This window comes from Kribbella sp. NPDC043289 (genome assembly GCF_056436705.1).
This window is the reverse complement of record NZ_JBWKCB010000005.1, coordinates 64,288-78,148: the sequence shown is the minus strand read 5'-3', so window position 1 is coordinate 78,148 and position 13,861 is coordinate 64,288. Positions and strand designations below refer to the sequence as shown.

Below are 13,861 nucleotides of genomic sequence, written 5' to 3'. Positions count from 1 at the left end.
GGGTACGTCCACTCGTCGCGACATCCCGCGCCCCGGCGGAGCCGGCCATCAGACAGTCACGCCGTACGCGTGTCCTTTCCGTGTCTGTCGCAGGACGGCGCGGGTTAGCGGGCGTGGTACGTCGCGATGCTTACGGCGATGTAGTGGCAGATGAACGCGGCGACGGTGAAGGCGTGGAAGATCTCGTGGAAGCCGAACCAGCGGGGGGACGGGTTGGGGCGCTTGGTGCCGTAGACGACGGCGCCGAGGGAGTAGAGGCCGCCGCCGACCGCGATCAGGGTGACGACTGCCGCGCCGCCGGCGTGGTAGATGGCGCCCATCCAGAAGATCGCGACCCAGCCGAGGGCCAAGTAGATCGGGGTGTAGATCCAGCGCGGTGCGCTCAGCCAGAAGATCCGGAACAGGATGCCGAGGATCGCGCCCCCCCAGACGAGGCTGAGCAGCAGCACCCGGTCCTTGCCGTGCAGCAGCACCATCCCGAGTGGGGTGTAGGTGCCGGCGATCAGCAGGAAGATGTTGCTGTGGTCGAGCCGGCGCAGGATCGCCTCACCGGTCGGGCCCCAGTAGAAGCGGTGGTACAGCGCGGAGATCCCGAACAGCAGCATCGAGCCGGCGGTATAGACCGCGGCGGCCCAGCGGGCGTTCGCCTGGGGTGCGAGGCAGATCAGCACGATGCCGGCGGCGGTGGCGAACGGGAAGGTGCCGGCGTGCAGCCATCCGCGAAGTTTTGGCTTGAGCGGCCCGAGCCGGCCGGAGAGCCGGTGCCCGAGGTCCTGGGGCTGGGCGCTGGTAGCGGTCATCGCCGTCCTTTCGAGGGGTGTCGGGCGGGTCATACCTACGCAACCGTAACCTACGCAACCGTAGGTCACATGGGTCGGAAGAATGAAATGTAGGCGAAGTCACCGTCCTGATGCAGGACCCCCGCGTTGACGATGCACCAACTCGGCAGAAAGTTCGACCTTTCTGCCAGCTTTCTGTGAGCCACTCCAGGGCCTCTCGCACCGGGTGAATCTGGGCTAGCCTCGTGATCGAGAGTCTTTGAGGAGAGCATTCTGCCCATGCGGACACCTGGCAAACAGAAGCTGCGCGACGCGGTCTACGGACTGTACGAGCGCCGGCTGCGGCGATCGTTGGCGCCGGACCGGATTCCCCGGCACATCGGCGTCATCATCGACGGGAACCGGCGGTGGGCCCGCCAGGGCGGCGACCCGGTGTCGCGCGGTCATGAGGCCGGGGCGAACAAGATCTCCGAGTTCCTGGACTGGTGTGAGGACGTCGGCGTCAAGGTGGTCACGGTGTGGATGCTGTCCACCGACAACCTGACCCGTCCGGCCGACGAGCTCGAGCCGCTGCTGCGGATCATCGAGCAGACCGTCGAGGAGCTGACGACGATCGGCCGCTACCGGATCCACCCGGTCGGCGCGCTCGACCTGCTGCCCGGCACCACCGCGGAGGCGCTGAAGGCGGCCGAGACCGCGACCCACGACGTTCAGGGCATGCTGGTCAACGTCGCCGTCGGGTACGGCGGTCGTCGGGAGCTGGCCGACGCGGTCCGGTCGCTGCTGCTCGAGGAAGCGGCGAAGGGCATGTCGATCGAGGAACTCGCGGACCGGGTCGACGTCGAGCACATCGCCCGGCACCTGTACACGAAGGGCCAGCCGGACCCCGACCTGGTGATCCGGACGTCGGGGGAGCAGCGTCTCGGCGGATTCCTGCTCTGGCAGAGCGCGCTCAGCGAGTTCTACTTCTGTGAGGCGCTCTGGCCGGACTTCCGGCACGTGGACTTCCTGCGTGCGGTCCGGAGCTACGCCCAGCGGGAACGCCGCTTCGGGACCTGACGCCGCGGCCGCAGCGCGAACACGTCGTACGGCGTCTGAGGTAGTACGCGTACGTCGCGACGCCCAGCGCCGTACCCCAGAGGGTCCAGAGGATGCCGGGAGCGGTGAGTGCCCAGTTCGCGGGGTCGATCGGCGCCTCCAGGTTCATCAGCCCGGCCGGGACCAGGACGACCGCGACGATCGACGCCGGGATGATCGCGAGGTACGGCGGGACGCGCCGGCCCGCGCGGAACCAGATCCAGCGCGGGTACACCTCGCCCCAGCGGTGGACCAGACCGTGGGTCAAGGCGCTGCCGGCAAGGCCCAGAACGGCCAGGCCGAGGCCCATTTCGAGCATCCCGGGCGTGTCGGCCATCATCCGGGGAACTCGGCGCTGATGCCGACCGGCCAGCCGAAGTACCAGGCGATCCGGGTGAACTCGTACGGAAGATTCGCCACCACCGCGACGACGACCGCCCACCGGCCCCAGCGCAGCGCGGCATCCGGTCTGGTCCACGCCTGATCCTCGTCTCCCCGGCCACACGAGACACACAGGTCCCGGCTCCGGCGGTGGTAGGCGAGAGCGGTTGCCGCCCACAACAAACCGCCGACGAACAACACGATCAGGTTCACCCGGTGCCAGTACAGGATGTCGCCGATCCCGCCCTGCGCCCCCGGTACGCCGGTGAACGCGAACACGAGGAGTGCCGGCGCCAGCGCGACGACGGCGATCAGTGTGTAGTCAGGGATCACCAAAGCCAGTCCGACGGCGAGTACGGCGGCAACTGTCTGTAGCACCCACCCGCGCGGCGTACGGCGTGTCATGACGAGCGCGAGCGCGGCGCCGCCGAGTCCGATCGCTGTCATCACCGGTGCGACGACGTGGACCGGCGTACCTTCCAGGATCGACGCTGTGGCGCGGTCGTCCGGCACGGGCGCGAACGGGTAGCCCGCGCCGCCGAGGGTCCAGTAGAGCCCGAGTACGCCGTACCCCAGGGACCAGAGCGCGGTGGCGTACCCGGTCCACGACGGCCAGTTCTTCCTCATGCACCGAGCGTCGCCCGCGGGGACGGGGGACCGGATCACCCGGCGGAGTGACCTGACTCCCCCAGAAGGCGTAACGCCCTGTTAACCCCGTGGCCGGGCGTGTCGGGCTGCGCCGTTTGCGGGACCCTCCTACTCTGGCAGGGACGGTCGGAGGGGAAGCCGGCTGTCCGGGAGGCCCGATCAGTTTGAGAATCTCGTCCCAGCCGGTGGCCCTGTGAGGGGCCGAACGGAGTACCCGAGACCTCTGGTCTCGAACTCACTGATTTCCGTTGCCGCTCGAATCGCGGCGCGGACGGGGTCTGCACCGGACCCCAGGGGCGGCACCCGGTCCATCACCTAACCACTGGCGGGCCGGGGCGAGGGTGCACGTCACGGCCTCAGAAGAGGACGTGCGACATGGCCATCCACGCCAAGGCGTCAAGTACCTCATCCACACCGGACCAGCGCACGTTCGTGCTGGACACCTCGGTGCTCCTCTCCGACCCGCACGCGATGCTGCGGTTCGACGAGCACGAGGTGATCGTCCCGGTGGTCGTCGTCACCGAATTGGAGGCCAAACGGCATCACCCGGAACTCGGCTACTTCGCCCGCACCGCGCTGCGACTGCTCGACGAGCTCCGGATACTGCACGGACGTCTGGACGCGCCCCTGCCAGTGGGGGAGAACGGTGGAACTCTCCGGGTCGAGCTGAACCACACCGACCCCGAGACCCTGCCGGCCGGTTTCCGGCTCGGCGATAACGACAGCCGGATCCTGGCCGTGGCCTGCAACTTCCTGGCCGAGGGCAAGGACGTGACGCTGGTCTCGAAGGACCTGCCGATGCGGGTCAAGGCGTCGGCGTGCGGTCTGCAGGCCGAGGAGTACCGGGCCGAGCTGACCCTGGAGTCGGGCTGGACCGGAATGGCCGAGCTCGAGGTCGAGACGCATGTCGTGGACGACCTGTACGAGAACAGCACGGTCGAGCTGCCGGAGGCCGGGGAGTTCCCGACGCACACCGGACTGGTGATGCTGTCGGACCGCGGGAGCGCGCTCGGCCGGGTGATGCCGGACAAGCGGATCAGGCTGGTCCGGGGTGACCGGGAGGCGTTCGGCATCCGCGGCCGGTCCGCCGAACAGCGCGTCGCGCTCGACCTGCTGCTGGACCCTGACGTCGGGATCATCTCGCTTGGCGGCCGCGCCGGTACCGGTAAGTCCGCGCTGGCCTTGTGCGCCGGACTGGAGTCGGTGATGGAGCGCCGGCAGCACAAGAAGGTCGTCGTGTTCCGGCCACTGTTCGCGGTCGGCGGCCAGGAGTTGGGGTACCTGCCGGGCTCCGAGTCGGAGAAGATGCAGCCGTGGGCCCAGGCCGTGTACGACACGCTCGGGGCGCTGACCAGCAGCGACGTGATCGACGAGGTCATCGACCGGGGCATGCTCGAGGTGCTGCCGCTGACCCACATCCGCGGCCGGTCGCTGCACGACTCGTACGTGATCGTCGACGAGGCGCAGTCGCTGGAGCGGAACGTGCTGCTCACGGTGCTGTCCCGGGTCGGCGCGAACTCGCGGGTGGTGCTCACCCACGACGTCGCCCAGCGGGACAACCTGCGGGTCGGCCGGCACGACGGCGTGGTCGCGGTGGTCGAGCAGCTGAAGGGCCACCCGCTGTTCGCGCACGTCACCCTGACCCGCTCGGAGCGCTCGCCGATCGCGGCCTTGGTCACCGAGATGCTCGACGACTTGCAGCTGTAAGGAGTGTTCGAGTTATTGGGTCATAGCATTCTGTAAAGCGAGAGTAAGAACGGTGCGGTCGCCATGCGGTGACCGCACCGTTCGTTCGTGACCTGCTTGTGATCACGGACGGTTTACGCCAGAGTATGTTCTCGTTGCAGCCGACGGGGGTCGGGTTTTCTCGGAAGGACAGATGAAAGCGAAGCGCTCCGTCGCGGTTCTGGCAGTGACTGGAATCGCCGTGGTCTCCGTGGTCGCCGGTGTCGATCTCTTCAGCTCCCCAGGGAGCAGTAATGCGTCGGAGAGTGTGTCCGGGCGTGCCGAAATGGCCGTCATCAACAGTGGCAAGGTGGTCGCCACTGACGACAAGCCGTCCGCCACGCCGAAGGGTTCCGACGCCGATGCGGCCGCCGACGCGGTCCGGATGCGGAACCAGGTCGAGGCGATCGCCCAGCAGCAGGTCTCGCTGCAGAACGCGGCCGACCTGAAGATGGCCGCCAAGAACACCGCCCTGCGCCGCTACGAGGCCCTGGCACGCGCCAACCGCTCGTCGAGCGAGGAGCGGGCCAGCCGGGACGCCGAGCGGAAGAAGTACGAGGGCACGCCGAAGGAGGTCGCGATGAACCTCCTCCCCGACCACGGCTGGGGCCAGGGTCAGTTCAGCTGCCTCGAGAAGCTCTGGAACAAGGAATCCCGCTGGAAGGTCAGCGCGGCGAACCCGACGTCCTCGGCGTACGGCATCCCGCAGGCCCTGCCCGGGAAGCGGATGGCAGCCTATGGCTCCGACTGGCGGTCCAACCCGGTGACGCAGATCAAGTGGGGTCTGGACTACATCGAGGCCACCTACGGCTCGCCGTGCTCCGCGTGGGCGCACTCGGTGGCCAAGAACTGGTACTGACCCTCACCCGATCCGGAACACCGGACCGAAACTCCCGTCGCCGGCAGCCTTCAGCACGATGTCCCCCTTCGGCTGCCCCAGTACGAAGGCGTACACCGTCTTGTCCTTCTGGGTGAACATCACCTGGTCGCCGGCGGCTGTGGTCGCCGACGGGCGCGTCCACGGGCGGGTGCCGTCCATCGCCTCCCGGTTGACCTTCAGCCAGGCTCCGATCGCGGTGAGCCGGCTCAGCTGGTCCGGGACGATCTCGCCCTCGCCACCGCTCGGTCCGACGTTCAGCAGCAGGGCGCCGTTGTTGGCCGCGGCCTTGGCGAGTGACCCGATCAGATCGGTCGGCTTGGCATAGTCCTGGTCGGTCTCCTCGTGGTTGTAGCCGAACGAGCCGCCGATGCCGCGGTCCTGCTGCCAGAACTTGTCCTGGATGGTGTCGAAGTCGGTGTACTCCGGTGTGCGGAAGTCACTGTGCGGGGCAGGCTTCTGCGTGTTCACGCCTTCCGCCACATCGGGCAGCTTGAACAGACCCTTCATGAGCTGGTCGAAGCCCCAGCGCAGCGGTTTGGCGCCCATCAGCTGCCGGCCGAACGACGCCGTACCCCAGCGGTCGTCGACGACGCCTTCCGGGACGGTGTTGTAGTAGTCGGCCATCAGCGAGTAGAGCCGCTTGGAGCCGGTCGGCCAGGAGATGTCGTTCCAGAGGATGTCCGGCTTGTACCGCGTGATCAGCTCGCGCACCTGCGCCTCGGCGTACTTGCGGTAATCCTCGCCGTAGTGCAGGTAGGCGTAGTCGCCCTGCGTCTTCACGGTCGTGCGCTGGAATGTCCAGTCGACCCCACCGGAGTAGTAGACGCCGAACTTCAGCCCCTGCTTGCGGACTGCCGTCGCCAGCTCGCCCATCAGGTCCCGTTTGGCGTGGAAGTCCGGTGCGTGCGGGTTGTGGACCTGTGTGGGCCAGAGCGAGTACCCATCGGCGTACTTGGCCGTCACCACGATGTACGACGCTCCGGCGGCCTTGAACTGCGCTGCCCACCGGTCCGGGTTCCACTGCGCCAGTCCGGCATCGAACTGCTTGGTGAAGTCGCTGTACGGCGCGTCGCCGTAGTGCTCGCGGTGATACCGACCGGTCGGCGAGTCCGGGTCCTTCATCGCGTTCGCATAGTCCTCGGCGTACGGGTTGTGCGTCATCGCGTTCCCGTACTGCGTCTCGAGCAGCTTGGCGAAGGTGGTGCCCTTGGAGGCGAAGCCCGGCACCGAGTAGAGACCCCAGTGGATCATGACCCCGAACTTGGCGTTGGCGAACCACTCCGGCAGCGGATGCTCGTTCAGCGATTCCACGGTCGCCTCGTACGGCCCGTTGGTCGTCATCTCGGCGCGGCGGTTGTCCTGCCAGGTCCACACCGCCGAGCAGCCGACGAAGATCAGCACCAGTACGACGACCACGAGCGCGAACCGCAACAGGAACCTCCCGATGCGCCTCATGACCAGAACCCGCAGTGGTGCTCGGTGTCGAGATCGACGGTCGTGTCGGTCCCCGGTCGGAAGACCTTGGCCGTCTTGCCGTCGAAGGTGTCCCACCCGGGGGTTCCGGTGCGGGCCAGCGTGGTCCAGGCGGTGATCATGCGGTCCGACAGTGCGCGCCGCGCTGGGTCCAGAGCGGCGTAGGAGCCGTCCATGTCGAACAGGTACATCAGCTCGGAGCCGTGGTACGCGCCGCGGCGTCGCGCGTGTCGGGCAGGTCGAAGATCGCCGCGAATAGCCGGTGTTCGTCGCGGTTGGAGCCCTGCAGCACCGGGACGTGCTGGAACTCACCACGCCTGATCGCCTGCTCCGGATCGACCGGCAGGAACGAGCCGCCGTACGCCGGGTCGTGGAACGGACCGTTGAGCTTCAGCAGGTCCGCCGTCTTCACCGAGCGCAGACAGGCGAGCGTGTCGCAGTGGTACGGCGTGCCCGCCGTACGGCCGCGGTCTTGGATCTCCTTGAGCGACCAGAGCAGCTTGGACTCGCCGTCACCGGGTGCGAACGTCTCGGCGGGCCAGGCGTTGTGGCAGGTGCCGCTCTGGATGGCTGCGGTCTGGAAGAGACCACGTGAGCTCGGTGCGACCAGGTGGGCGCAGACGCTGTACCCACCGGAGGACTCGCCGGCCAGCAGGACGCGGCCCGGGTCACCGCCGAAGGCCTTCACGTTGTCGCGCACCCAGCGCAGTGCGGCCTGCTGGTCGGCCAGTCCGTACACACCGGAGTCCGGCAGGTCCGGATGGCCGAAGAAGCCGAACACTCCGAGCCGGGAGTTGACCGTGACCGTGACAACGTCGCCGGTGGCAACCATCCGGTCGGTGTCGTAGCCGTTGCCCGATCCGCTGCTGTAGCCACCACCGTGCAGCCAGACGACGACCGGCTTGAGCTGCTGGGTCTGTGCGGCCGGTGTGGCGACGTTGAGGTACAGACAGTCCTCTGACGAGCCCTTGGCGAGTGCTGTGCCGCTGTCGTCGGCCTGCGCGCACTTGGGGCCCTGTTTGGTGGCTGGTCGCTCGCCTGTCCAGTTGGCAACCGGCTGTGGGAATTGCCAGCGCAGCGGTCCGACGGGAGGAGCGGCGTACGGGACGCCGTTGAAGTGGCGGAGCTTGCCGTCGACGGTGCCCTTGATGGCCCCGTTGGTGGTGCTGATGACCGCCGGATCGGCAGGGGTCGGCTGCGTCGCACCACGCGCAGCCAGCAGGAGCGCGACGCAGATGTTGTTCACGGCAACGATAGTGGTTCGGTTCATCAGTCGCTCAGATCACAGTCAGTTCGAGGTTGTGTGGCAGTGCGATTGGTGGCGAGCCACTGGGTGAGTCGTCCGGTCCACTGGGCGTTGTCGGTGCGTTCGGTGAACCAGCGGTGGTTCACCAGCAGGTAGAGGACGGTGCCGGATCGCAGCTCGAGGATCAGTGGTGCGCCGAGCGTCTTGGAGCCGCCGCCGAGGAAGCGCCCGTACAGGTCGGTGAAGTCGTTGCTGACCGATGCGAGTTCGCCGGGATGGACGGTGATGTCGCGGCCCTGGTGCCAGCCGCTGAGTTCCAGCTGGCTCAGGTGCAGGCGGATCGTGCCGGACCGCGGGAAGATGGCGCGCTGGTCGACAGCGGCCTTGAACGAGTCCCAGCGGGACCGCGCGGCCAGCTCCGCGGCCGTCGTCCCACGGAAGGTGCTTTCGGCAAGGATCATGCCGATAACACTGTCCTCAGGCGGTTGCCCGGCGGATCAGTCCGCCGCACGCCGTTACCGTCGTTCGGCGGACCCCCGCCTCCACCGAAAGTCTCGCGGTACGCCGTCGCGCCGGTGAGCCAGGCGGTCGAGGCGCTACCGTCAGCCCGGTGGACATCTTCGCCGCGCTGATCGCACCCGGATCGCGGGCCGCGCCGGGCTACGGGCGGTTGACCCCGCGGGACCGGGTCGTGGATGTCGCCTGTGTGCTGCTCGCGTTCCTGCTCGGGCTGCCCGCGGTAGGGGACGTGAACCCGCCGCCACGGATCGGTCCGCTGCCGCACTGGCTCGACCTGGTGCTGTGCATCGCCGGTGCGCTTTCGCTGCTGCTCCGCCGGCGCTGGCCGGTCGGACTGGCTGTGCTGATGATCCTGGTGTCCACACTGGTGCCGTCACTCGGTGGAGCGGGCGGACTGGCGCTCTTCAACGTTGCCGTGCACCGACGTCCGGCTGTGAGCCTCTCGCTCGGCGCAGCGGCGATGGCGTCCTGCATGCTGCAGTTCTGGATCTACCCGGTGGCTGACACGCCGAATGCCTACTGGATCGCCGTCACACTCACCGCGCTGGCCTGTCTGGTCCTGGTCGGGTGGGGGATCGTGGTCCGGACCCGGCGGCAGCTGATGGCATCGCTGACCGAACGCGCCGTCCGCGCCGAGTCGGAGCAGCAGTTGCGTGTCGAGCAGGGGCAGCGGCTGGAACGGGAGCGGATCGCGCGGGAGATGCATGACGCCCTGGGGCATCGGCTGTCGTTGCTGAGCATGCACGCGGGCGCACTGGAGTTCCGTCCGGACATGCCCACTGCTGAGATGTCGCGTGCTGCCGGTGTGATCCGGTCCAGCGCGCGGGACTGCGTGGACGACCTGCGCGAGATTGTCGGCGTACTGCGGTCTCAGGACACCGCTGACGGGCCACGCCGGGGGATTGCCGAGCTGGACGAGCTGGTGGACGAGTCACGGGCTGCTGGGACGCGGATCGAGCTCGCAGTGGGTGTCGAGCTCGCTGCGGTACCGGACTCGGTCGGGCGGCATGCTTACCGGATCATCCAGGAGGGGCTGACGAATGCGCGGAAGCACGCGGCACACCAGCCGGTCCGCGTAGTGCTGACCGGCGGGCCGGGTGCTGGACTGGCTGTGGAGGTGTCGAATCCGCTGGAGCACGGTGTGGCGGGACCTGGGTCGCGGGTGGGGCTGATCGGGCTGGCGGAGCGGGCATCGCTGGCTGGTGGGCGATTCGAGCACGGGTCGACCGCTGACGGGGAGTTCCGGCTGGCGGCTTGGCTGCCGTGGGTGGCCTACGATGACGGGCGTGACTGAACCGGTCCGACTGCTGCTGGTCGACGACGACCCACTGGTCCGGGCAGGGCTGTCCAGCATGCTGACCGGTGCTGCGGAGCTGGAGCTGGTCGGTGAGGCCGCTGACGGCCAGCAGGCGGTCGACGCGGTCCGTGATCTGCGGCCGGACGTCGTGCTGATGGACATCGGGATGCCAGTGCTGGACGGGGTTGCTGCGACATCGGCCATCCGTCGACGAGCTGGTGCGCCGCAGGTGGTCATGCTGACCACTTTTGGGTCCGATGAGCACCTGCTGCGGGCGCTGCGGGCCGGTGCGTCCGGTTACCTGCTGAAAGACGCTGCACCGGCTGAGATCGTCGCTGCGGTGCTGAAGGTGGCAGCTGGTGAGTCTGTGCTGTCACCACAGTCGACCCGGCAACTCATGGATCATGTGGGCGCAGTCGACCAGGACAGTCGGCGTACGACGGCACTCGCGGCGCTGGCGCAGTTGACCGAGCGCGAGCGGGACGTCGTACTGGCTGTGGCCCAAGGCAAGAGTAATGCGGAGGCTGCGGCCGCACTGGACCTCGGGATCGCCACGGTGAAGACGCATCTGACGAACTCGCTGGCCAAACTGCAGCTCACGAACCGCGTGCAGCTCGCACTACTGGCGCACGACGCCGGCCTGGGGGTCTGACCGTGGCAGAGATCGCTCGGGGGCACAGCGAGCGTGGCGAGCTCGTCCTGCGTCGGCGGGACGACGACGGGGCGCTGGAGCTCCGGGTCAACGGTGTGTTCGTGATGGACGATCAGGAGACGTCCAGCGAGGAGCTGCTCGCGTCGGCGGCGCTGGACGCCGTACAGCACCCAAACCGCGTGCTCGTCGGGGGACTCGGCCTCGGCTACACGGTTCGTGCACTGCTCACCGATGCGCGGCTCGGTGAGGTGGTCGTCGCCGAGATCGAGCCGGACCTGGTGTCCTGGATGCGCTCCGGTCTGGTCCCGTCGATCCTCGACGACCCCCGGGTTGCAGTCGTGGTCGGAGACGTCCGGGATGTCGTCACCGACCTCCCGGACGCCTCCGTCGACGGAATCCTGCTGGACGTCGACAACGGCCCGGACTTCCTTGTCTACAACGAGAACTCGGCCATCTACACGTCCGGCTTCCTGACAACCTGCCGCGCAAAACTCCGCACCGGCGGAGTGCTGACCGTCTGGTCCTCCTCCGCGTCGGACGCCCTGGAGTCAGCCGTCAGCGCAACCTTCGGCGCCTGCATCGTCAAACCCGTCCCCGTCGACCTCCAGGGCCGCTCCGAGCTGTACTACGTGTATCAGGGCAGCTCGTAGTCCACGGTGACGCGGGCGCCCTGCTCGTCGTGCTCGTAGACGACCGTGCCGGTCAGGCCCTGCAGGTCGCCGTCGGCGGCCACGATCCGGCCAGGCGCCGCGGACTGATCGGTCGTCGCGCCGTGCAGCATCACGAACGAGCCCTTCCGCCCGGCGAGCGTGCCGGTGAACCGCTCGAGCGCCGTGTACGCCGCCGGGCCGTCGGCGGTCCCGACCATGAGCAGCTCGGCCGCGCTGGTGCCGTTCAGATCGTCGCCGGTGAACGTCTTGCCGACGGCCGCTCGGCCGAGCTGGATCGCGCCGGCCTCGTCGTACGCCGACTGGTCCCACTGCGTGATCTCGAACGTCTGGGTGAACTTCATCCCGTCCCCTCCTGTGGTGTTGTCCACAGCTTGTCTATCAGGGCGTTCCGACAACGGTGAGCGACGTACTCTGCAGGTATGGGTGATGACGCGGAGTTCAGGATCGAGCACGACACGATGGGCGAGGTGAAGGTGCCTCGGGCGGCGTTGTGGCGGGCGCAGACGCAGCGCGCGGTGGAGAACTTCCCGATCTCCGGCCGGCCGCTCGCGCCCGAGCTCGTGCACGCGCTCGCGCAGATCAAGGCCTCGGCCGCGGTCGTGAACGCCTCGCTCGGTGTCCTGGACGCGGACCGCGCGGCCGCGATCGTGACCGCCGCGGGCCAGGTGGCCGCGGGGGAGTTCGACGCCGAGTTCCCGATCGACGTCTTCCAGACCGGGTCCGGGACGTCCACGAACATGAACGTCAACGAGGTCCTGGCCACCCTCGCCACCCGCGAGTCCGGCCTCGACGTGCACCCGAACGACCATGTGAACGCGTCGCAGTCCAGCAACGACACCTTCCCGTCGGCCATCCACGTCGCGGCCACCGCCGGCGTCGTCCAGGAGCTGCTTCCGGCGCTCGAGCACCTCGCGGACTCCCTGTCCCGTAAGGGATCCGAGTTCGCCGAAGTGGTGAAGTCCGGGCGGACGCACCTGATGGACGCGACCCCGGTGACGCTCGGCCAGGAGTTCGCGGGGTACGCGCAGCAGATCCGCCGCGGCACCGCGCGGGTCCGCGCCACGCTGCCCCGCGCCGCCGAGCTGCCTCTCGGCGGCACCGCCGTCGGGACCGGGATCAACACGCCGCCCGGGTTCGCCGCAGCGGTGATCACCGAGCTGAACCGTCGTACCGGCCTGGAATTGACCGAGGCCGAGGACCACTTCGAGGCGCAAGGCGCGCGGGACGGGCTCGTCGAGCTGTCCGGCCAGCTGAAGACGGTCGCGGTCAGCCTGACCAAGATCTGCAACGATCTGCGCTGGATGGGATCCGGGCCACGCGCGGGGCTCGGCGAGATCGCGCTGCCCGACCTGCAACCCGGCTCCAGCATCATGCCGGGCAAGGTGAACCCGGTGATCTGCGAGGCGACGCTGATGGTCGCCGCCCAGGTGATCGGCAACGACACCACGATCACCGTGGCCGGCGCCGGCGGCAACTTCGAGCTGAACGTGATGCTCCCGGTGATCGCCCGTAACCTGCTGGAGTCGATCACCCTGCTGGCGAACAGTTCCCGCCTGCTCGCCGACCGCTGCGTCGACGGCATCACCGCCCACGTCGAGCACGCCCGGGCGCTCGCCGAGTCGTCGCCATCGATCGTCACCCCGCTGAACCGCTACATCGGCTACGAGAACGCGGCCGCGGTCGCCAAGAGCGCCCTGAAACAAGGGAAGACGATCCGTGAAGTCGTGATCGAGAACGGTCACGTCGAGAAGGGCGACCTGACCGAGGAGCAGCTGGACGCCGCCCTCGACGTCCTGTCCATGACCCGGCCGGCCGGTTCATGACGCAGTACTGGGAGCTGGGGACGACGATCGAGTGGGTCTACGAGGGCACGGAGCGGCACGCCTACCTGCCGAACGTGCGACCGATGACGGTCGTGCGCGACGACGCGGACGGCCTGGTCGCCTGGCTCGCCCCCGGTACGCCGCTGCTCAAACCGGTCCTCGCCGACGGACAAGAGCTCCGGTACGCCGGTCCGGTCGGGATGTTCACCGCGGACCGGGTGCTGAAACTCGACATCTGGCACGGCACCGGGATCCTCAAGGTCTCGCCACCCGGCAAACCGTGGTCGGTCTGGTACTTCTGGGCCGCGGACGGGACCTTCAACGGGTGGTACGTGAACCTTGAGCGTGAACACGTGCGGGACTGGGCTTCCCGTCGTACCAGCACCGTCGATCATGTGCTTGACCTGTGGATCAAACCGGACCGCAGCATCGAATGGAAGGACGAGGACGAACTCGAAGGGGCCGTTACCGCCGGCCGTTTCACGCCCGCCGAGGCGGAGCAGATCATCGCCGACGCCCACAAAGCGATCCGCGACATCGAGGCGTGGACGTCGCCGTTCTGCGACGACTGGCAGACCTGGACAGCTCCACCCGACTGGCCGCTGCCGGCCGCGCCGACCAGCCACCAGCCGACCCTGATCGCACCGGAACTGCACAGCTGAGGGCGTAGGCCGACAACGGCTGGGTCAC

Annotated in this window: 15 protein-coding genes; 8 read left to right on the top strand and 7 right to left on the bottom strand. The window is 68.3% G+C overall.

Annotated features, from left to right (window positions below):
- Nucleotides 1-104: 104 nt before the first annotated feature.
- Entirely contained in the window at nucleotides 105-800 is a 696-nt protein-coding gene (trhA, locus tag AC0662_RS28020; RefSeq protein WP_478304342.1) for a PAQR family membrane homeostasis protein TrhA, read from the bottom strand.
- A gap of 258 nt (nucleotides 801-1,058) precedes the next feature.
- On the opposite strand from trhA, the gene AC0662_RS28015 reads away from it, so the two are divergent.
- Complete coding sequence (locus AC0662_RS28015; protein ID WP_452199800.1) at nucleotides 1,059-1,838, top strand: isoprenyl transferase; 780 nt, start codon at nucleotides 1,059-1,061, stop codon at nucleotides 1,836-1,838.
- Nucleotides 1,839-2,192: 354 nt separating this feature from the next.
- On the opposite strand, the gene AC0662_RS28010 is transcribed toward AC0662_RS28015, so the two are convergent.
- Nucleotides 2,193-2,864 carry a hypothetical protein gene (locus AC0662_RS28010; RefSeq protein WP_478304340.1) on the bottom strand — a complete coding sequence of 224 codons (672 nt, stop codon included), beginning with the start codon at nucleotides 2,862-2,864 and terminating at the stop codon, nucleotides 2,193-2,195.
- Nucleotides 2,865-3,260: 396 nt separating this feature from the next.
- Between AC0662_RS28010 and AC0662_RS28005 the strand changes: the two genes are divergently transcribed.
- On the top strand, nucleotides 3,261-4,592 hold the full coding sequence (locus AC0662_RS28005; protein WP_478304335.1) for a PhoH family protein: 1,332 nt from the start codon (nucleotides 3,261-3,263) through the stop codon (nucleotides 4,590-4,592).
- 172 nt (nucleotides 4,593-4,764) lie between these two features.
- Complete coding sequence (locus AC0662_RS28000; RefSeq protein ID WP_452199805.1) at nucleotides 4,765-5,469, top strand: aggregation-promoting factor C-terminal-like domain-containing protein; 705 nt, start codon at nucleotides 4,765-4,767, stop codon at nucleotides 5,467-5,469.
- Between the two features lie 3 nt (nucleotides 5,470-5,472).
- Here the strand turns inward: AC0662_RS28000 and AC0662_RS27995 are convergent, their stop codons facing one another.
- From AC0662_RS27995 to AC0662_RS27980, 4 genes are read right to left on the bottom strand one after another with little or no spacing between them, the layout of a single operon-like run.
- On the bottom strand, nucleotides 5,473-6,945 hold the full coding sequence (locus tag AC0662_RS27995) for an alpha-L-fucosidase (protein WP_478304334.1): 1,473 nt from the start codon (nucleotides 6,943-6,945) through the stop codon (nucleotides 5,473-5,475).
- On the bottom strand, nucleotides 6,942-7,154 hold the full coding sequence (locus tag AC0662_RS27990) for a hypothetical protein (RefSeq protein ID WP_478304332.1): 213 nt from the start codon (nucleotides 7,152-7,154) through the stop codon (nucleotides 6,942-6,944). The genes AC0662_RS27995 and AC0662_RS27990 overlap by 4 nt, the downstream gene beginning before the upstream one ends.
- Nucleotides 7,154-8,233 carry a carboxylesterase family protein gene (locus AC0662_RS27985; protein ID WP_478304330.1) on the bottom strand — a complete coding sequence of 360 codons (1,080 nt, stop codon included), beginning with the start codon at nucleotides 8,231-8,233 and terminating at the stop codon, nucleotides 7,154-7,156. The genes AC0662_RS27990 and AC0662_RS27985 overlap by 1 nt, the downstream gene beginning before the upstream one ends.
- Nucleotides 8,233-8,670: a hypothetical protein gene (locus AC0662_RS27980; protein ID WP_478304329.1), complete on the bottom strand. Its 438-nt coding sequence runs from the start codon at nucleotides 8,668-8,670 to the stop codon at nucleotides 8,233-8,235. Before AC0662_RS27980 ends, AC0662_RS27985 begins: the two co-directional genes overlap by 1 nt.
- Nucleotides 8,671-8,819: 149 nt before the next feature.
- Between AC0662_RS27980 and AC0662_RS27975 the strand changes: the two genes are divergently transcribed.
- Genes AC0662_RS27975 through AC0662_RS27965 form a run of 3 tightly spaced genes read left to right on the top strand, consistent with a single transcriptional unit; the run spans nucleotide 8,820 to nucleotide 11,327 of the window.
- Entirely contained in the window at nucleotides 8,820-10,022 is a 1,203-nt protein-coding gene (locus tag AC0662_RS27975; protein WP_478304327.1) for a sensor histidine kinase, read from the top strand.
- Nucleotides 10,006-10,677 carry a response regulator gene (locus tag AC0662_RS27970; RefSeq protein WP_478304325.1) on the top strand — a complete coding sequence of 224 codons (672 nt, stop codon included), beginning with the start codon at nucleotides 10,006-10,008 and terminating at the stop codon, nucleotides 10,675-10,677. The genes AC0662_RS27975 and AC0662_RS27970 overlap by 17 nt, the downstream gene beginning before the upstream one ends.
- Before the next feature lie 2 nt (nucleotides 10,678-10,679).
- Nucleotides 10,680-11,327, top strand: a complete 648-nt coding sequence (locus AC0662_RS27965) for a spermine/spermidine synthase domain-containing protein (RefSeq protein WP_478304323.1) — start codon at nucleotides 10,680-10,682, stop codon at nucleotides 11,325-11,327.
- On the opposite strand, the gene AC0662_RS27960 is transcribed toward AC0662_RS27965, so the two are convergent.
- A complete protein-coding gene (locus AC0662_RS27960; RefSeq protein ID WP_478304321.1) occupies nucleotides 11,312-11,689 on the bottom strand; it encodes a DUF3224 domain-containing protein in 378 nt (125 codons plus the stop codon). The two genes, AC0662_RS27965 and AC0662_RS27960, sit on opposite strands and share 16 nt — an antisense overlap.
- 78 nt (nucleotides 11,690-11,767) lie before the next feature.
- Between AC0662_RS27960 and AC0662_RS27955 the strand changes: the two genes are divergently transcribed.
- Nucleotides 11,768-13,171, top strand: a complete 1,404-nt coding sequence (locus AC0662_RS27955) for a class II fumarate hydratase (protein WP_452199814.1) — start codon at nucleotides 11,768-11,770, stop codon at nucleotides 13,169-13,171.
- Nucleotides 13,168-13,833 carry a DUF402 domain-containing protein gene (locus tag AC0662_RS27950; RefSeq protein ID WP_478304319.1) on the top strand — a complete coding sequence of 222 codons (666 nt, stop codon included), beginning with the start codon at nucleotides 13,168-13,170 and terminating at the stop codon, nucleotides 13,831-13,833. Before AC0662_RS27955 ends, AC0662_RS27950 begins: the two co-directional genes overlap by 4 nt.
- Nucleotides 13,834-13,861: the final 28 nt, after the last annotated feature.